This window comes from Streptomyces sp. NPDC045021, from assembly GCF_056432645.1.
Genome location: NZ_JBWKIQ010000015.1, coordinates 148268 through 166049 on the forward strand (window position 1 = coordinate 148268; position 17782 = coordinate 166049).

The following is a 17782-nucleotide window of genomic DNA, read 5'->3' on the forward strand; positions in this document are numbered from 1 at the left end:
ATGAGAACCATGTCCCGCGCCCTGTGCGCAGCGATCGCCGCTTCCACCACTCTCGCCGTGCTCTCGGCCTGCAGCTCCGCGGGCGGCAACACCGGTGCCCGGCACGACAAAGCGCCCGCCATCACAGCCGGCCAGAGCGCGGTGCGGATCGGTTCCGAGGCCGAAAGCCACGGGCCGGCGCCGGTCATCTCCGGCGCGGGACGGGGCGGGACCGTCACCGTGCTGGACACCGCCGACTACGACCACCTCGACCCGCAGAAGGTGTACGTCTCCCAGGGCTATGACGTGCTGAACATGGTGGACCGGCAGCTCACCGGCTTTACCGTGATCAACGGCCAGCGGGTCCTGGTCGGTGACCTGGCCACGAACACCGGTCAGTCGTCCGACCAGGGCAGGACCTGGACGTTCCACCTCAAGTCCGGTGCGACCTGGCAGGACGGCCAGGCCGTCACAGCCCAGCAGGTCAGGTACGGCATCGAGCGCTCCTTCCAGAAGGGTTTTGAGAACGGCCCGGTGTACTGGCAGGAGTGGCTGACCGGCACCAGCACCATCACCGACGCCCAGAAGAAGTACGCCGGTCCCGCCGCGGGGGACATGCCCGCCATCGTCACCCCGGACGCCTCCACCCTCGTGTTCCACTTCCCCAAGCCGCAGTCCGACGTGCCGTTCGCCGCCGCGCTGGGAACCGCCAGCCCGGTCCGCAAGGACAAGGACACCGGCAGCGCCTACGACCTGAGCCCGTACTCCTGCGGGCCGTACCAGATCGCCGCGCACACCCAGAACGTGTCGATGAAGCTGGTCCCCAACCCGCACTGGAAGGCCGACACCGACCCGATCCGCTACCAGTACGCCGACGCCTACGAGTTCGGCTTCGGCAAGGAGCTGGTCAACATCGACCAGCAGATGCTGTCCACCGCCGGCAACGGCCCCACCACCATGAGCCTCAGCAACGCCATCGCCCCCTCTCTGTACGACACGGTCAACAACCGCGCGGACCGCGGGTCGATCTCCTACCAGCCGCTGGGGATCTTCGGCTACTGGTTCGCCATCAACACCGCCCGCATCACCGACGTGAATCTGCGCACGGCCCTGCTGTACGCCTTCCCCAAGGAGCAGCTCAGGCAGTTGCAGGGCGGTGCGTTCGCAGGCCAGTACGGCACCACCGTGACCACCCCCGATCTGCTGGGCTACCGCAACCACGACACCTTCCACGCTCCGGTGCGCGGCGACGTGGCCACCGCCCAGAAGTACCTGGCCCGCTCTACGCAGAAGATCAGCACCCTGGTGTACGCCTACCGCAGCGGGGACGGGGCCGGACAGCAGCAGGTGCAGGTGCTGGCCTCGGCCTACGCCAAGATCGGTATCCATGTCGTGGCCAAACCGCTCGACGCGACGACGTACTACGACACCATCGGTGCCAAGGGCGCCCCGTACGACATGTTCCTGACCGGCTGGGGAGCGGACTGGCCCTCTCCCTCGACGGTACTGCCCAACGTCTTCGACGCCCGGCAGGGCACCTGGTACGACTCCTCCCGGTTCGACAGCTCCGCCGACACCGCGGAGTTCGACCGCATCGCGGCCCTGAGCGATGCGTCCGCCAAGGCCGCCGCGTACATCGCCCTGGAGAAGAAGATCATGGCCGGCGTCCCGGTCATCCCCTACCTGTACTCGCAGGGCTTCCAGATCCACGGGGTGAAGCTGCAGCTGCCGCGGGCGGCGAACGGCAATCCCCTCAACGGCGCCCACGCGGCCTGAACGGAGTCGACAGATGCTCGCCTTCGCAGTGCGGCGCACCGCCCAAGTCCTCGCGGTCCTCGTGGCCATCAGCGCCGTGACGTTCGCGCTGTTCTACGCCGGCCCGCAGGACGCCGCGCGCAGCGCCTGCGGCGCCAAGTGCGACGCCGCCGCCGTGGCCTCGATCCGGCACGGAATGGGCCTCGACCAGGCGGTGCCGACCCAGTACTGGCACTACCTCAGCGGGCTGGTCGCCGGCCGCACCCTGCAGGACATCAACGGTGCCCCGGTGGCCTGTCCGGCACCGTGCCTGGGGTACTCCTACTTCCTGCACGAGCCCGTGGTGACCGCGATCGGCCAGGCGTTCCCGGTCACGCTGTCCCTCACGCTCGGCGCCGTCCTCGTGCTCGCCGTCCTCGGCGGCGGCACCGGGTTCCTTTCGGCGCTGTTCCCGCGCAGTTGGCTGGACCGGGCCCTGAACACCTTCACCTTGGTCGGCGCCAGCGTCCAGCTCATCTTCATCGGCTACGCCGTCCAGTACTACCTGGTCTACCAGGCGCATCTGCTGCCGCAGCCCGGCTACACCTCGCCCTGGCAGGACCCCGCCGCCTGGTTCCGCGGGATGCTGGTGCCCTGGCTGATGCTCGGCTGGGTCAGTACCGCGGTCTACGCCCGTCTCGCCCGAACCCAGATGCTCGACACGATGGGCGAGGAGTACATCCGCACCGCGCGCAGCAAGGGGATGGGCTGGTGGCGGGCCCATCTGAAGTACACCGCGCGTGGCAGCGCGGCACCGCTGGTCCAGCTCATCGGCCTGGAGATCGGCTGGCTGCTGGGCGGATCGGTGATCGCCGAGACGGTCTTCGGCCTCAACGGCGTTGGCAAGCTCGCCCTGACCGCCATCACCCAGAACGACCTGCCGACCGTCGTCGGCACGGTACTGCTCGCCGCGCTGTTCGTGGTGGTCTTCGTCGCCCTCACCGACTGCCTGATCGCGTTGCTCGACCCGCGTATCCGCCTGTCGTGAGTGCCGGCCGGTTCGCCGGATCGCCCCAGCCATGCCCGCCGCCGTTCCGCTTCCTTCCTTGCGCCCACCGGGGAGTTCGTCATGTCTCTACCACCACTGCAGGCTCTGCCGGCTGTCGCGGCGCCACCCGCGCTGCATGTCCTCGGCCTGGACGTCACCTTCGCCGCGCGCGGCAGCCGAGTGCACGCAGTGCGGGATCTGTCCTTCGACCTTCGGCGCGGCGAGGCCCTGGGCATCGTCGGAGAGTCGGGGTCGGGCAAGAGCGCGGCGCTGCTCGCCCTCATGGGACTGCAACCCCGCGCGACCACCCATATTTCGGGCAGTGCGCTACTGGCCGGGGAGGAACTGGTCGACGCGCCCGAGACGGTGATGCGCCGCGTGCGCGGCAACCGCATCGCCATGATCTTCCAGGACGCGTTGGCCGCCCTGAGTCCCTTCCACCGCGTCGGTGCCCAACTGGAGGAGATGTACCGGCTCCACCACCCGCGGGCCGGCCGGAGCCAGACCAGGGCCCGAGCCGTGGACATGCTCGACCGGGTCGGCATCCCCGAACCCGACCGCAGATCCCGCCAGTACCCGCACCAGTTCTCCGGCGGCATGCGGCAACGCGTCTGTATCGCCATGGCCCTGATGAACGAGCCCGAGATCGTCATCGCCGACGAGCCCACCACCGCCTTGGACGTCACCCTCCAGGCACAGGTGCTGGCGCTCCTCAACGACCTGCGGCGCGACCTGTCCCTGTCCCTGGTCCTCATCACCCACGACTTCGGCGTGGTCGCCGAGACCACGGACCGCACCCTGGTGATGTACCGGGGCGAGAAGGTTGAGGAAGGTCCCACCGGCGCGCTCCTGGCCGCCCCCCAACACCCCTACACCCGCGCGCTGGTGGCCGCCGTGCCCACTATGGACACCCCGCCGGGCATCCGGCTGGCGACGGTGTCCTCCGCGACGAAGCCGCCTGCCCCGCCGGTGCTCACATCGGTGTCACTCGGCGCCCGGGCTGCCGCGCCCGCCGCAACCGGGGCCGACATCCTGTCCGTGCAGGGACTGACCGTCGACTACGCCCCTCGCTCGCTGTTGCCGTGGGACAGGACACCCCGGACGTACGCCGTGCACGATGTGAGCTTCACCATCGGTGCCGGCGAAAGCTTCGGCCTGGTCGGCGAGTCGGGCTGTGGAAAGAGCACCACCGCGCAGGTCGTCATGGGCCTGATACGGCCCACCGCCGGCACGGTCGCGTTCCGCGGCACCGATGTGACGGCGGCCTCCGGAGCGGTCCGCACGGACCTTGCCCAGCAGATCCAGATCGTTTTCCAGGATCCCTACGCCTCCCTCAACCCCCGGCGCAGCGTCGCACAGATCATCGGGGCACCGCTGCGCGTCCACACCGGCCTCGATGCCGACGCACGCCGCGAGCGGGCCGCCGAACTGCTGGAACAGGTCGGGCTCGAACGCCTGCACTTGGATCGCTATCCGCACGAATTCTCCGGCGGGCAGCGCCAGCGCATCGGCATCGCCCGCGCGCTGGCCCTGAGGCCGGAACTCCTGATCGCCGACGAACCGGTGTCCGCCCTGGACGTCTCGGTGCAGGCCCAAGTGCTCAACCTGCTGTCCGACCTCCGTGACGAGCTCGGCATCTCCTACCTGTTCGTCTCCCACGATCTGGCCGTCGTGCGGCACTTCTGCGACCGCATCGCCGTCATGCGAGCCGGCCGGATCGTCGAGACCGGCACCCGCGAGGAGATCTTCGAGTCCCCCCAACACCCGTACACGCGCAGCCTTCTCGCCGCGGTCCCCCGCTTCCGCACCACCGCCTGACCCAGCCGTCCATCCCCCGATATCCATGAGGCTTCGATGACCGCGCACCGACCGCCCGCCGACAGACCCACGACCGAGCTGCCGACCGCCCACCGGCAGGCCGGGCTCCGGCTGACCGACCACGTCTTCACGGTGCCACTGGACCACCACCGTCCCGACGGCGAGCACATCGAGGTCTTCGCCCGCGAAGTCACCGCCCCGGGGCCCGACGCGGCTGAGCGGCCCTGGCTGCTCTACCTCGAGGGCGGCCCCGGCAACGCCGCCCCACGGCCGCTGGACACCCACACGACCGGCGGCTGGCTGGCCCGCGCCGCCCGCGACTACCGCGTGCTCCTGATGGACCAGCGCGGCACCGGACGCTCCACTCCCCTGAACCGGCAGACCCTCCCGCTGCGCGGCACTGCCCGTCACCAGGCGGAGCATCTGCCCTTCTACCGGGCCGACTCCATCGTCCGCGACGCCGAGGTGATCCGCCGCCAACTGACCGGCGACAGGCCGTGGAGCGTGCTCGGGCAGAGCTTCGGCGGATTCTGCACGGTCACCTACCTCTGCCTGGCGCCCGAAGGACTGCGTGAGGCGTTCATCGTCGGCGGCCTGCCCGGGCTGGACTCGGATGCCGAAACCGTCTACCGCGCGGCGTATCCCCGCATGGAACGCAAGAACGTCGCCTACTACGCCCGCTATCCCGAGGACGAGGAACGGGCCCGCAGCATCGCCCGGTACCTCAGGGAGCACGAGGTCGCTCTGCCCGGCGGCCTGCTGCTCACCGCCGAGGCGTTCCAGAGTCTGGGCATCCTGCTGGGAACCATCGACGGCGCAGCCCGCCTGCACTACCTCCTCGAAGGCGCCTTCCTGTCCGGAACCCGGGGCCCCGAACTCTCCGACGCCTTCCAGCACCAGGTGCAGTCCCTGCTGTCCTTCGCGACCCGCCCGCTGTACGCAGTGCTGCACGAGGCCTCCTACGCCCAGGACGGACAGCCGACCGCATGGGCGGCCGAACGCGTCCGCGCAGAGTTCCCGCAGTTCGACGCCGACACCGCTCTCGACGACCCGCACGCCCGGCTGCTGTTCACCGGCGAAACCATCCACCCCTGGCACTTCCACATCGACCCCGCGCTGCGGCCGCTGCGCGACACGGCCCAACTGCTGGCCGAGGACACGTCGTGGACACCGCTGTACGACAAGGCGGTGCTGGCCGCCAACCAGGTGCCCACCTGCGCGGTCGTCTACCAAGACGACCTGTACGTCGACGCGGGCGATTCGCTGCGCACCGCGGCAGCCATCGGCAACACCCGCACCGTCGTCACGGGAGACCACGAGCACGACGGTCTGGCGGCGAGCGGCACCGTCGTGCTGGACATGCTGCTCACCGCCGCCCGCGGCGACAGCTGACGCCGGGCCCGGCCGCCCACTCCCCCCATCTCCCGGGACATCCAGCCCCGGGCAGCCCCCCACAGAAAGGTCGGAGCATGTCTCGGAGAAAGATACTCACCGCGCTCGGTGCGGCACTGGTGCTGGCACTGGCACCCCTGCTCCCCGCGCAGAGCGCGAGCGCTTCCACCTGCTGGTACGGCGCGTGCTTCAGCTACGTCTCGGGTCAGCAGGAAGTCAGCGCCACCGGCGCCGGCGTGACCATGACGCAGGCCACCCCCCAGGTCACCGCCGGCCACTCGCTGCAGGAACTGGCCCTGCGCACCGACGACCGCAGTGCCATCGTCGAGGTCGGCTGGATGGTCGACCGCGCCACCAACGGCGACTACCAACCCCACCTGTTCGTCTACCACTGGGTCAACAACCAGACGTCCTGCTACAACGGCTGCGGCTTCGTGCCCACCTCCAGCAGCATCAGGGCCGGCATGACCGTCCGCTCCGGCACCACGGCCACCTTCAGCATCGTCAACTACAGCGGCAACTGGTACGTGTACTACAACAACCAGCCCTTCGGGTACTTCCCCGGCTCCCTGTGGGGCGGTCAGTTCACTGCCGCGCAGAACGTCAGCGCCTTCGGAGAGGTGGCCGACTCCGGGCAGACCAGCTGCGACGACATGGGCAACGGACAGTACGGCAGCAGCTCCGGCGCCTCCTCGATCTCCGGCTATCAGCTCTACGGAGCCAACGCGACCCCGCACTTCTCCGTCTCCGCGAGTGACCCCAGCTACTACAACTCCGGTCACGCCACCGCTACTTCCTTCACCCTCGGCGGCCCCGGAGCCTGCTGACCGGCGCATCCATGCCGGGTGCGGCTGCGGACGGTCCTCCCCCACCGCAGTCCCGCAGCCGCACCCGTACCACGTTCGTGTCAGGGCCGTCCGGACTTCAGCGCGCCGGCCGGACGACCTGACACGACCGACGCGGCCACAAGCCGAAACCCCCAGGTGGCGTGCGTCGACCACGCACGCCACCGCAACCTGCCCCACCGATCAACCAAGACCCTCACTCATTGGAGCCACGATGCACAGACGCACCTCCTTCTCGGTCGGCCTCGCCGCTACCGCCGCCCTCGCCGTGCTGCCCGGGTCATTGGCGCACGCCGCCGAACCGGCAACCGCCACCTCCACCTCCAGTGCTAATGCCCGTGCCAGTGCCCCGACTGTCCCGCCTGCCGCCGACGCGACCACCCCGACCGGCCCCACCTGCTGGTTCGGCGCCTGCTACGACTACGTCTACGGCCGCCAGACCACCGACACCGCCGGCGCGGAGGTCCGGATGGAGATCTCCGATCCGGAGGTCAACCCCACAAAGATCGGCGAACACTCCCTGCAGGAACTCGCGCTGCAGGACACCAACCGGGTCTCCACCGTCGAGGTCGGCTGGACCGTCGACCCCCAGCTCAACGGCGACAGCAAGCCGCACCTGTTCGTCTACCACTGGGTCGACGGCCAGACGTCCTGCTACAACGGCTGCGGCTTTGTCCCCGTGTCCACGAAGGTCACCGCCGGCATGGCCCTGCACCCCGGCCACGCTGCCGACTTCGCGATCCGCAACATCGGCGGCGACTGGTGGATCTCCTACGACCACCACGACGTCGGATACTTCCCCGGCTCCCTGTGGAACGGCACCTACTCCCGGGCCCAGGTCGTCACCGCCTTCGGCGAAGTCGCCGCCAACACCGACGACGTCCCCTCCTGCACCGACATGGGCAACGGACGACCCGGGGCCTCCCCCCGCGCCTCATGGATATCCGACTACCGCCTGTACAAGGCCGCGGACAAGCCGCGTTTGACCGTGAGCGCCAGCAGCCCCCAGCTCTACACGTACGGCAAGGCCACGGCCACCTCCTTCCGCCTCGGCGGGCCCGGCAGCGGCCGGTGCTGAGGGCCGCGGTGCCCGCCGACGGTCACAGCACCCGCTGACAACCGCGGCACACCGCAACCGCGGGGCCGGCGCTCACTTCCCGCCAACCGGCCCCGCACCCCACCCACCCCGCACCACAACCCACACGCCGCAACCCACGCGCCGCACACAGGGGATCAGCCCATGGATCCATCCGCTCCCGCCCCCGCCGCCCCGACATGCCACTGCGGGCAGACACTGCACCACTGCTCCGGCTGCGCGTCATGGCGCTGCGAGCACTGCGAGCCCTATCAGTCCGACGACTGCGGCACGTCAGTTCCCTCAGGAGCTCTCTCAAGGGCGCGTCCAAGCAGCAGCGCATCACCCCTCGGCCCGGGCGACGCCACATTCGTCGTCATCGGCGCAACCAGCCTGGCCAGCCGGGTCTGCGCGGCGCTGGGCCGGCACCGCACGCGCCACCTTCCCGAACCGGACGACCATGAACTCGCGAAGGCCATCGCCGACGGGCCACCAGGTGTCGCTGTCCTCGTCCACGATGACGTCTCCGCTCTGCGTTACGCCCTCGCGGTGCGCCACGTGCACCCCGACGTGCCGCTCGTGGTCTGCGTATTCGACCGCACCATCGCCGAGCAGCTGCGGACCCTCCTGCACCGGTGCACCGTACTGTCCCCCGCCGAACTCCTCGCGCCGACCCTGGCAGGACTGTGCGCGGACCCCGCGACCCTCGCCCTGCTCCGAACCGACCGCCGCACCACCACGGCGGTACGCCGGCAACACGACACTGTCGTCCGCACGCCCTGGCGGGACAGCTCAGCCGCCCGGCGCCAGGCGCTTGTCGGGCGCCTGAGCGGACAACTGCGCCCCCACGACACCGATGCCCGCCTGCTGCTCGGTGGCCTGGTCGGCATCGCCACTGTCCTCGGACTGGACTGGGCCTGGTCGACCATCGTCTTCCACGAACCCGCCGCCTACGCGCTTGCCGCGGCCGCACGCGTCGTCGCCGGAGTCGGCCCTGCCCCTGACCACCGCGGTCACACCGCCTACCAGACGGTCTCCGCCGCGATGATGCTCACCACCGTCGGGCTCACCGCCCTGCTCACCGCCGGCCTCGTCAACCGCATGAGCGGCTCCCGGCACGTCGGCATCCTCGGCCCGCGGGCCGTACCGCGCTCCGGTCACGTCCTGGTGGTCGGCCTGGGGCAGGTCGGCATCCGCCTGTGCCACACCCTGCTGCAACTGCGCATCCCCGTCGTCGGCATCGAACGCAACCCCACCGCGGCCAATCTGCGCCTGGCCCGCTCCCTGGGCATACCCGTCGTTCTGGCCCACGCCGAGGACCGCCGTGTCCTGCAGCGCCTCGGACTGCGCCGCGCCCGCGCCCTGGCCGCGATGGGATCCGACGAACGCGACAACGTCGCAGTCGCAGTCGCCGCACACGGCGCCGCCCCCGGCATCCGCGTCGTACTGCGGGCAGGCGAGAACGAAGCCATCGCGGAAACCCGGTCCCTGCTGCCGCTCGGTCACACCCGCGACATCACCAGGGCCAGCGCCGCCTTCGTCGTCTCCCACCTCACCGGCGAACAACCGCGTCTGGTCGTGTCCGACGCCGACTGCGACTATCTGGACCTACCCGGTCTCGGCCTGGTCGCACGCCCGCTCCCCGGCCGCCTCCACTGCGGCCACCCGCCCGAGCCGATGCCCACGACCCCACCGGGAGAACACCGGTGACCAACACCGAACCGCGCACCGACCTCGGCCCTCGCGCAGGCCTTCCCAGGGGCCTGTCCGGCGGATCTTGCCGGACAGGCCCCTGGTCCCGGGGAGGGCTCAGCGCTTGAGCGTGAAGGTGAAGTCACCGGAGAGCTTGCCGCTCAGCCGAACTGCCGACACGAGCTTCCCCTCCGTGATCAGTCTCTCGACCTCGGCCCGCGACAGACCGCAACCTTCAGCGATCAGTCGCACCGGCCGGACAGGGATCCGCGCCGCAAAGCGGACCAAGATGTCGATCACCTCGCGGTCCAGGTGATCCGATCCGCCGGTGTCGAGACGCCAGGCGTTGTCCCAGTCGAGGGCGATGCGATTACGGCGCCTCACGACCGGATCCTGGAGCAACTCAGCAGTCAGGCCACGGTCGTTGTCATGCAGCCGGTCCAGCAACTCAGGTCGTACGGAGCGCACATTCATCCGCTCCAGGACCGTGAGCTTTGCAGTTTCCCCGCAAGCGGTACAGAGCGCGAGGAGCCAGGCGTCGATGAGCTTGTGGTTGGCGTTGACACGAAATTTACCGCTTGCCCGGAAACGCCCGGACGAGCACGCGTGACAACGGCGGAGAACGAGCGGCAGGCAGGTGGGCACGACCACCCAGCTATTGAGCACAGAAGTACACCGATTTCAGTGAGAAGTCCGCAGCAAAAAGGAGCGCGACGCACATGCGCGACGCGCGACGATTCAGCGCTCGGGAGGTCTCACAGGGTGTACAACGGCACGTCCTTGCCTGGACGACTGGGTTCGGCAGCACGATAACGGCGCACAGCGGCGCTGCTCCACTGGTTTTCGCGCGCCTCACTGCCGTGGACGACGAAGGGGCCGCTTGATGCCCCTATGGATGTCAATCGGCTGACGCCGGTCCAGGAGTGGGATTCCTGGTCACGGGGCTCGTCGTCCCGTTCATGGACAAGGGACTGACCGCTTCAGTTGGTGCGTTGAGTATCTGAGTTGGCGCCCCTTGTGCTCACGTGTCGGGGTGTCGTCAAGGCTCCGTGTCAGCGCGAGGTGAGGACGCAGAACTCGTTGCCCTCCGGGTCGGCCAGAACCGTCCACGGCACGTCGCCCTGGCCAAGGTCGATGTCGGTGGCGCCGAGAGCCCGCAGCCGGGCCGCCTCTGCCGCTTGATCGTCACCGGGGTACGGGCAGAGGTCGAGATGGATGCGGTTCTTCACCGTCTTCGCGTCGGGTGTGCGGATGAACTCCAGATACGGGCCGACACCCTTGGCGGAGCGCAGAGTCGCATGATCGTCGGTCACCTCGTGCAGGGTCCAGTCCATCGCCCCGTCCCAGAACCGGGCCATGGCCCGCGGATCCGCGCAGTCGACCACCACCGCGGCCATCGGCCCGGTGTCCCGGTAGACCTCCCGAGGCTCCAACACGCAGAACTCGTTGCCCTCCGGATCGGCGAGGACCGTCCACGGGACGTCGCCCTGGCCCACGTCGGCGGGCATCGCACCGAGAACCTGGAGGCGCGCTACCAGCTCTGCCTGATGGGCAGCAGAGGTGGTGGCCAGGTCGATGTGCACCCGGTTCTTCACCGTCTTGGGTTCCGGGACGCGAAGGACGTCGACGCAGACGGCAACGGGGTCGGGATAGACGAGGCCCACGGGTTCGAGGTTGGTCACGCCGGGTCCCTCGCTGTCAATGCTCCAGCCGAGCACCTCCGCCCAGAACCGGCCGACCGCGGAGTCATCCCGAGCATTCATCGCAATTTGAACAAGCCGTGTCGCCATGCCGCCGACCCTATGCACGCCACCCCGCAACGACAAACGCATATCCCGTCACCGAACAGAGACCAACCCGCCCGCCAGGACCGGCCTGATGTCGGCGGGCTCCGGCCGGGCTCCGGGTACGTGGGCGAGCGGCGCTCTGCTCAGGAGGTTTCGCCCGCCTGGAGCGACCCGACTCGGTGGAACGTGGCCAGTACGGATCTATCCTGAGAGCCTAGTGAGAGGTGCCCCTGGAGCGAGATGTTCAGCTGGTGCGGGACTTGGTGGCTGCTTCGCCGGGCTTCGAGGACCTGTTTGACGCGCACGTCTTCAACGAGACGGTGTCCTTCCCCACCTGTTCTTCTGGGATGTCGTTCAGGAGACCGTCGCGTCGTTCCTTGGCGGAGACGAAACGGACTGGCGGGTCACGCTGCAGTTCCTGGAAGAGCAGCTTCGACTCGATGTTCCCGAAGCGGCCCGGGTGATTACCACCTCGTTCCTCTTCAATCTGCCATGGCCGGATCAGCCTGGATATGGCCTTGTTGACCACCTTGGTCCCGCCATGACTGCGCGGTTCGCTGCGATCCGGCCTTCCGGCTAGGACTTGTCCGGTCGAACATGTGACTACCGTGTGTCCAGGCCATTGATATGGGCATGGGGCGGGGTGATCTGAGTGATGCCGAGTGGGAACGGCTGAGTCCGTTTCTGCCGGTCAGCAACAGGACCTGTCCCGTTACGCGCCCGGTGGTGGCCTTCCGCCCTGACCTCCCGGAGCTTTGGCTGTCCTCCTCTGCACCAGCCGCCGGACTGGATCAGCTTCGCGGTGATGCCGTATCTGAGCGCAGGAACCATCCGGTCGCCAGGACGGCGGTGCGCATCCATGCCGGCACCCGGATGAAGCCACGCTCGATGTTGTGCACACTCATGTACCAGAAGAGCGTGATGGTGACGGCCCACGTGAGACAGCTCCACAGGCTCAGGGAGTTGGCGCTCTGGAGCGACTGGTACAGGAACCAGGTCGCGACCCCGGCACCGCACAGGGTGCCTGCCTGCGCTCCGAGCCAGAACCAGCTCTGATAGCGGGCGCCCGCGAGCAGACCCATGCCGATACAGACCACGATCGGGTAGGCGATCATGCCGATTATTGGGGTCGGGAAGCCGAACTCCTGAGCCGCTGAGCCCTGTGAGCTCTCGATGATGGTGCCGCAGGAGACAACCCAGTTCTGACCGCAGCCCAGGTCCTCAAGAACTGTGAAGTCGTGCAGGGTCATCACGGATGACGCGAGTGCCCCGAGCGCGCCGCAGATCACCAGCAGCCAGCCGAAGCGACGTCCCGTTCCGATGGTGTCCGTGGTGGTCACGTGGTCACCCTCGTTGAGACCCCGGCCGACCGGTAATTTCGTCATATCATCCTTAGATCCGCAGCCCTTCCGAGCAACCAACATTCTGCCCGTCACATGGACGATCGTGGGCAGAACGCCGACCTTTGTTGACAGTGGGGTCATAGGCGAGAGGAACCGGACCGTTCCACTCGATCCCCGTCACAGTCGGGGTACCCACCCCACCACGGGCACAGGACACTCACGTACAGCCGCGACATCTCGGTGACCCCGGCAACGGTGTACGGGCAGGAGAGCTGGATGATGCCTCCCACCCGGTAGGTGTCACCAGCTGCCATGGCCCCCGTCCCCGTGCCCGCCGCCGTGGTTACCGGTGCTGTGGTGACCGGCGCCGCTCTCGGACCAACTGCCCGGGTCCAGGTCATGACCGAGGCCGTGGCCACCGGTGGTGAAGTCGGCGTAGAGGTCGCCGAGCTCGTCGAAGAGCCGACGGGTGAGGACGTCCGCGCCGCTGCCCAGTGCCGCGGCCAGTTCGTCGGCGGCGGCCAGATCCGCCGCGGCGGTAGTTGGGCCGAGGCGGTCCGGTACGGCGAAGGCGGTCATACGGCGGCGGGCGGCGATACCCCGCAGGCCCGGATAGACGGCTGGAGCCAAGCCCGCAGCCTGGACCAGGGCAGCGAGGGTCAGGTCACGACCGGCAGTTGGGCCTGCGGAATCGGAGCGGACCACGCTGTCGAGACGGGCCAGCAGGGCTTGGCGGCGCGGCAGGTCGACGGAGACAATGTCGTGGTGGGTACGTCCACTGCGGTCGCGCCACCGGCGGACCCGGACCGTCTTCTGATCCTCCAGCCGCGAGAGATACTCGATGGCCAGGGAGCGCGGTGTCCGGCGCAGCCACTCCTTGACGCTGGGCGGAGCAGCGGTCGCGCCCAGAATGTGCAGGACGTTGCTCAAGCGGCGGTCATCGACTCGCCGGGAGTCCAGCACCTCGATCTGCGCGGGGCCGACGGCGATCCGCCCCGCCAGGCCCAGATCCGCCAACTCCGCCGCCCGCAACGCGAACCGGAGCCGGTCCTGGGCCCGTATCCGTATGCGCCGCCTGCCCGGGTCCATCGCGAGCAGGAGCAGTTCATCCCCCGTGGTCATACCCGCCAGCGTATGCGCGTCGCAGGCACGGTGTCGGTCGCAGGTGGCATCGTCGCCGCGGACAACATCTCCTCGCAGGCCGTGAACCAAGCCGGCGCCGGGCAGCTCCCGCAGGCGCCGCTCGCCGACCCGGCGCAGGCGTAAACGGCCGCCGCACCTCACACCGCGGTGACGGCGCAGGCCGGCGGAGCATCGGCGCCGGCCACGGCAGGGGCCGCCAAGGGCGGAGCTGCCTTGGCCGGCAAGGTCGGGGCCCTGCTCACCAAGATCATCGGTGGTGCCGGGGCGGGTGGGGTCGGTGTGCCGGTCGTGGCCGCCGTGGTGACAGTGATCGTGGTCGTCGTCACCACGGTGACCATCGTCGTGAAGCAGAACGCCGACCACGCCTCGTGCGACGGCGATGCCGGCCTCAGTCAGACGGCGGCCCGACGTCTCGACGTCCTGCGGCACACCGCGCAGGAGCCGGGCAACGACCAGGAACTGGCAGAGGCCCACCGCGCCTGGCGTGTCCGCCTCCAGGACTTTCTGCACGAACACCCCGACGCCGCAGAGGAACTCCGCTCGGTCATCGCCGCCCTGCCCGTGCCCCGGCCCGATGCCGCGACCTTCCATCACCAGCAGGGCGAAGCCAAGGACCACCGCACCGTGAACATGATCCAAAACGGTGATCAGAACATCAGCCGCTGAACCACCGGGAGAGTCCGGGCCGGTCGTAGGCACAGCCAACGCCGGCCGACCACGGCATCCGGCTCCCCTGGGCGGGGACCCCCCTCCGCCGATGGCGGCGTAACCGCCGGTGGCACAGAGGGTCGCGATGAGTCCCCGGCGCCGAACCGCGCCGTGTCGGGTGAGTGACATCACAGCCGTGGGACCAGTGCCCGGACAAGCCCTTTCGTAGCAAGGCAGATGAAACCTCGGGACCTGACTCTCCCCGACAAGATCGCGCCTTCCATATACCGGAACCCGTCGGGAGTCAAGACCCTAAGCTCCCTTGAGTCCAATCCGAACGGGGATGTCGGAGGAAGAATGCCAGTCAAGAGGACGACCGCGATCCTGGTACCGGCGGTGTTGCTCGCCGTCGCTGCCTGGAATGCTGCCGCGCCCAGCGCCGAAGCGGCCCGGCACCGGCCCTCGCGCGCCAGTTCCACCACAGCCGAGCCGTCCCCCTCCAGCACAGCCACCGCCACGGCCACGGCCACCGCCCAGCCATCCCCCTCGGGCACCGCCACCACCACCGCCCAGCCGTCCCCCTCCGGCACGGCCACCGCCTCGGCCCAGCCGTCCGCACCCAGCACCACTGCGGCTCCGACCGGCCCCACGGTGTACGTCGCTGATTACGGCACCAGCACGGATGCCGTGCAGCGCGCCATGAGCGCCACCCCGGCCGGAGCCACGCTCGCCTTCCCCAGCGGCGTCGTCTACGACGTGACCCGGCCGCTGGACCTGCCGTCCGGCGTGACCGTGCTGGGCAACCAGTCGGTGCTGCGCACCTCCGACCGCTCGACCACCTCCGACTCCGACGACGCCATCGTGAACACGACCGGCAGCGACAAGCTCAGCGGCCTCGTGTTCGACGGCAACATCCAGAACCAGGGCGGGGTGTGGACCCAGCACCGGCACGCGATCCGCGTCAACGGCGGCTCCTCTGTCAGCGTGTCCAACAACACCTTCCGTAACCTGATCGGCGACGGCGTATACGTGGGTGGTGGCGCGTCCAACGTCGACATCGGTCACAACACCTTCTCCGGCAACCACACCAACCGAAACGGTGTCAGCATCGTCTCCGCCGGCGACGTGGACGTCCACGACAACGTGTTCAACTCGATGACGCGCCCCGACATGCCCGGCGCGGTCGACCTGGAACCCAACTTCTCCAGCCAGTCGCTCCGCAACATCCAGGTGCACGGCAACACCGTCAACGACCCCGGCAAGTACGGCCTGCTGCTCTGGAACACCGCCGGCGCCGGCATCACCGGCGTGGCCTTCCACGACAACACGGTGAACGGTGGCGCGGGCGGCATCAATGGCGGTGCGGGCATCATGATCGGCCATGGCCCGGCCAGCGTCTATTCCAACACCATCAAGAACGTGCCGAAGTTCAACGGCATCGAGCTCGACAGCGGCGCTTCGGTGACGGTGTCGAACAACACCGTCGACGGCGCCTACGTGGGCATCAACAACTGGCAGGCCTGCCTCTCCCAGTCCGGCAACATCTTCCGCAACATCGCAGACAAGGAGGTCAGCACGTCCGCGCCGACCTGCTGACTCGGAATCCACGACCATCCGTTGTTCTGCCCGGCACGGCCCCCGCGGCCGCGCCGGGCAGAACAACGGATGCGCCCTGGGGCGGGGACGCCGTCGATGAGGCGGGAGCAGACCTACTCTCTGTGCTGGACCAGCTGATGGGTCGCCCGCGAGACGTTCCCGGTGCCCTCCGGCGGCAGGCCGGTGATCGGCCGGACGTAGCCGTCGTACACCAGGAACGCCACCACCGAGGTGCCCAGGGACAGCCCGTCCTTCTGTCCCAGCTTCCAGCCGGTACCCGGAATCACCCCGCGCACCTGCGGCGGGTTGTACCGCTCCACCCGCAGAAAACCCGGGCGCTCCTTGGCAGCCATCAGTCGGCCCTCCGCCTGATCCAATACGAGAGCCAGGCCATCCGGGCTCCAGCTCTCCACCTGCATCTCCATCTCGTTCGCGTCCGATCCGGGCACTGCGTCCGGATCGGTGAAGTAGGCCCGGTACTGCACGTGATGAGTGTCCATTGGGTGATCATGCACCAGCGGGCACGACAAGGGACGCGTCGGTGGAAGCCGAGCATGCCTGGCGAGCCGATGACGTCCATCTGGTCAGTGACGACTCAGAAAACTAGTACTCGCGCACCCAGAGCTCCCAGCCCGCGAGGACACGCGTGCACATGTAGGACGCGTACGGACCGCGGTTGACGAGGTTGTGTCCCACCTGAGAGCACTCCGCCTGTGAGTTGTAGGTGCGCCAGAGGAAGAAGGGCATGGTCAGCGCCGCGCGGGCGGTTCCGCCCGGGGCGGGTGCGGTGGGTGCGGCGGTCGCGGGGGTGGCACCGAGCGATATCACCAGGGCCAGGGAGGCGGCCGTTCCGGCCATGAATGTCACGGCACGGCAGATCCTGTTCAAGGTTCCTCCTGTGGGTCGTGCGACGCACAGTCGCGCTGTGTGTCGCGCCGAAGAAGCTGCGGGGAAGAGGCGGGTTGCTGCTACCGCCGGAGGGTCTTGGCGGTGACGCTGCCCGCCGGGGCGAGCGGCTTTCCGACGGTGTTCCTGGCCGCCTGCTCGGGAGTGGGCTGGAGCTGGGCCGCGCTCAGTTTGGGTCCTGCGGGGCTGCCGAGGCGTATCTCGCCCTTGCCGGCCGCTTGCGCGGCACTGATCCGCGGGGCGGCGGGCTCGGCGCTCCTCACCCCGGCCCGGAGGGCTGCCGGGATCCAGTGGTTGCCGGAGACAGTCCATCCCCCGTGCCAGGAGGCGCCGTCGTAGCCGTAGGCGGCCGTGTTGGTGGCGTACCAGACGTTCCCGCCGCAGGGGCGGTCAACCCAGCGGTACAGCTCGGCTCCCCGGCCGAAGGCATCGTTCGTCCAGAAGCCCGTGGAGTTGCACAGGTACCAGACGCCGCTCGACATGTCGTAGGCCAGAAGGTCGTTCTCCACTCCTATCCAGCCGGCGGGGCTGGCAGACGGGAGGCTGCAGTTGATACTCCGGTCGCGCTCGTAGACGTAACTGATGCTCTGGGTGAAACCGCCGCCGTCCCCTTCCGAGATCCCGGCGTACCCGGAGACGCAGAGGTTGGTGGACGTGTAGGTCCACAAGTGCTGCCACACCGTGTGGGCGCTCGCCTGTCCTGCCAGCCCGATGCCCAGACCGGCCGCCGCCAGGACAGCGGTGACGCCGCGGGCGATCGTTCGCATTCTCATATG

The 17782-nt window shown here is 68.9% G+C and carries 18 protein-coding genes; 10 read left to right on the forward strand and 8 right to left on the reverse strand.

What is annotated here, in order from left to right:
• From AC07DC_RS34790 to AC07DC_RS34820, 7 genes are all read left to right on the forward strand, one after another.
• Nucleotides 1-1755, forward strand: a complete 1755-nt coding sequence (locus AC07DC_RS34790; protein WP_478918499.1) for an ABC transporter substrate-binding protein — start codon at nt 1-3, stop codon at nt 1753-1755.
• Between the two features lie 13 nt (nt 1756-1768).
• Nucleotides 1769-2761 carry an ABC transporter permease gene (locus tag AC07DC_RS34795; RefSeq protein ID WP_478918500.1) on the forward strand — a complete coding sequence of 331 codons (993 nt, stop codon included), beginning with the start codon at nt 1769-1771 and terminating at the stop codon, nt 2759-2761.
• An 81-nt stretch (nt 2762-2842) separates the two neighbouring features.
• Nucleotides 2843-4579 carry an ABC transporter ATP-binding protein gene (locus AC07DC_RS34800; protein ID WP_478918501.1) on the forward strand — a complete coding sequence of 579 codons (1737 nt, stop codon included), beginning with the start codon at nt 2843-2845 and terminating at the stop codon, nt 4577-4579.
• 36 nt (nt 4580-4615) lie between these two features.
• Nucleotides 4616-5971: an alpha/beta fold hydrolase gene (locus AC07DC_RS34805; protein ID WP_478918502.1), complete on the forward strand. Its 1356-nt coding sequence runs from the start codon at nt 4616-4618 to the stop codon at nt 5969-5971.
• Nucleotides 5972-6048: 77 nt separating this feature from the next.
• The gene (locus AC07DC_RS34810) at nt 6049-6798 is read left to right on the forward strand and encodes a neprosin family prolyl endopeptidase (protein WP_478918503.1); all 750 of its coding nucleotides are present in this window, start codon (nt 6049-6051) and stop codon (nt 6796-6798) included.
• A gap of 232 nt (nt 6799-7030) precedes the next feature.
• A complete protein-coding gene (locus tag AC07DC_RS34815) occupies nt 7031-7894 on the forward strand; it encodes a neprosin family prolyl endopeptidase (RefSeq protein ID WP_478918504.1) in 864 nt (287 codons plus the stop codon).
• A 162-nt stretch (nt 7895-8056) separates the two neighbouring features.
• Nucleotides 8057-9601: an NAD-binding protein gene (locus tag AC07DC_RS34820; RefSeq protein ID WP_478918505.1), complete on the forward strand. Its 1545-nt coding sequence runs from the start codon at nt 8057-8059 to the stop codon at nt 9599-9601.
• Between the two features lie 99 nt (nt 9602-9700).
• Here the strand turns inward: AC07DC_RS34820 and AC07DC_RS34825 are convergent, their stop codons facing one another.
• The 5 genes from AC07DC_RS34825 to AC07DC_RS34845 all read right to left on the reverse strand — a co-directional run bounded on the left by AC07DC_RS34825 (nt 9701) and on the right by AC07DC_RS34845 (nt 13835).
• A complete protein-coding gene (locus tag AC07DC_RS34825) occupies nt 9701-10249 on the reverse strand; it encodes a DUF1062 domain-containing protein (protein ID WP_478918506.1) in 549 nt (182 codons plus the stop codon).
• 386 nt (nt 10250-10635) lie between these two features.
• Nucleotides 10636-11373, reverse strand: a complete 738-nt coding sequence (locus tag AC07DC_RS34830) for a VOC family protein (protein WP_478918507.1) — start codon at nt 11371-11373, stop codon at nt 10636-10638.
• Between the two features lie 241 nt (nt 11374-11614).
• A complete protein-coding gene (locus AC07DC_RS34835; protein ID WP_478918508.1) occupies nt 11615-11899 on the reverse strand; it encodes a hypothetical protein in 285 nt (94 codons plus the stop codon).
• A gap of 262 nt (nt 11900-12161) precedes the next feature.
• A complete protein-coding gene (locus tag AC07DC_RS34840; RefSeq protein ID WP_478918509.1) occupies nt 12162-12755 on the reverse strand; it encodes a vitamin K epoxide reductase family protein in 594 nt (197 codons plus the stop codon).
• 258 nt (nt 12756-13013) lie between these two features.
• The gene (locus AC07DC_RS34845) at nt 13014-13835 is read right to left on the reverse strand and encodes a GOLPH3/VPS74 family protein (protein ID WP_478918510.1); all 822 of its coding nucleotides are present in this window, start codon (nt 13833-13835) and stop codon (nt 13014-13016) included.
• Nucleotides 13836-13847: 12 nt separating this feature from the next.
• On the opposite strand from AC07DC_RS34845, the gene AC07DC_RS34850 reads away from it, so the two are divergent.
• The 3 genes from AC07DC_RS34850 (at nt 13848) to AC07DC_RS34860 (ending at nt 16100) form a co-directional block, all read left to right on the forward strand.
• Complete coding sequence (locus AC07DC_RS34850; protein ID WP_478918511.1) at nt 13848-13979, forward strand: hypothetical protein; 132 nt, start codon at nt 13848-13850, stop codon at nt 13977-13979.
• A gap of 90 nt (nt 13980-14069) precedes the next feature.
• The gene (locus AC07DC_RS34855; protein ID WP_478918512.1) at nt 14070-14522 is read left to right on the forward strand and encodes a hypothetical protein; all 453 of its coding nucleotides are present in this window, start codon (nt 14070-14072) and stop codon (nt 14520-14522) included.
• 339 nt (nt 14523-14861) lie between these two features.
• A complete protein-coding gene (locus tag AC07DC_RS34860; RefSeq protein WP_478918513.1) occupies nt 14862-16100 on the forward strand; it encodes a right-handed parallel beta-helix repeat-containing protein in 1239 nt (412 codons plus the stop codon).
• A gap of 113 nt (nt 16101-16213) precedes the next feature.
• Here the strand turns inward: AC07DC_RS34860 and AC07DC_RS34865 are convergent, their stop codons facing one another.
• The 3 genes from AC07DC_RS34865 to AC07DC_RS34875 all read right to left on the reverse strand — a co-directional run bounded on the left by AC07DC_RS34865 (nt 16214) and on the right by AC07DC_RS34875 (nt 17779).
• On the reverse strand, nt 16214-16600 hold the full coding sequence (locus AC07DC_RS34865; RefSeq protein WP_478918514.1) for a hypothetical protein: 387 nt from the start codon (nt 16598-16600) through the stop codon (nt 16214-16216).
• 103 nt (nt 16601-16703) lie between these two features.
• On the reverse strand, nt 16704-16967 hold the full coding sequence (locus tag AC07DC_RS34870; RefSeq protein WP_478918515.1) for a hypothetical protein: 264 nt from the start codon (nt 16965-16967) through the stop codon (nt 16704-16706).
• 101 nt (nt 16968-17068) lie between these two features.
• On the reverse strand, nt 17069-17779 hold the full coding sequence (locus AC07DC_RS34875) for a hypothetical protein (RefSeq protein WP_478918516.1): 711 nt from the start codon (nt 17777-17779) through the stop codon (nt 17069-17071).
• Between the last annotated feature and the right edge of the window lie 3 nt (nt 17780-17782).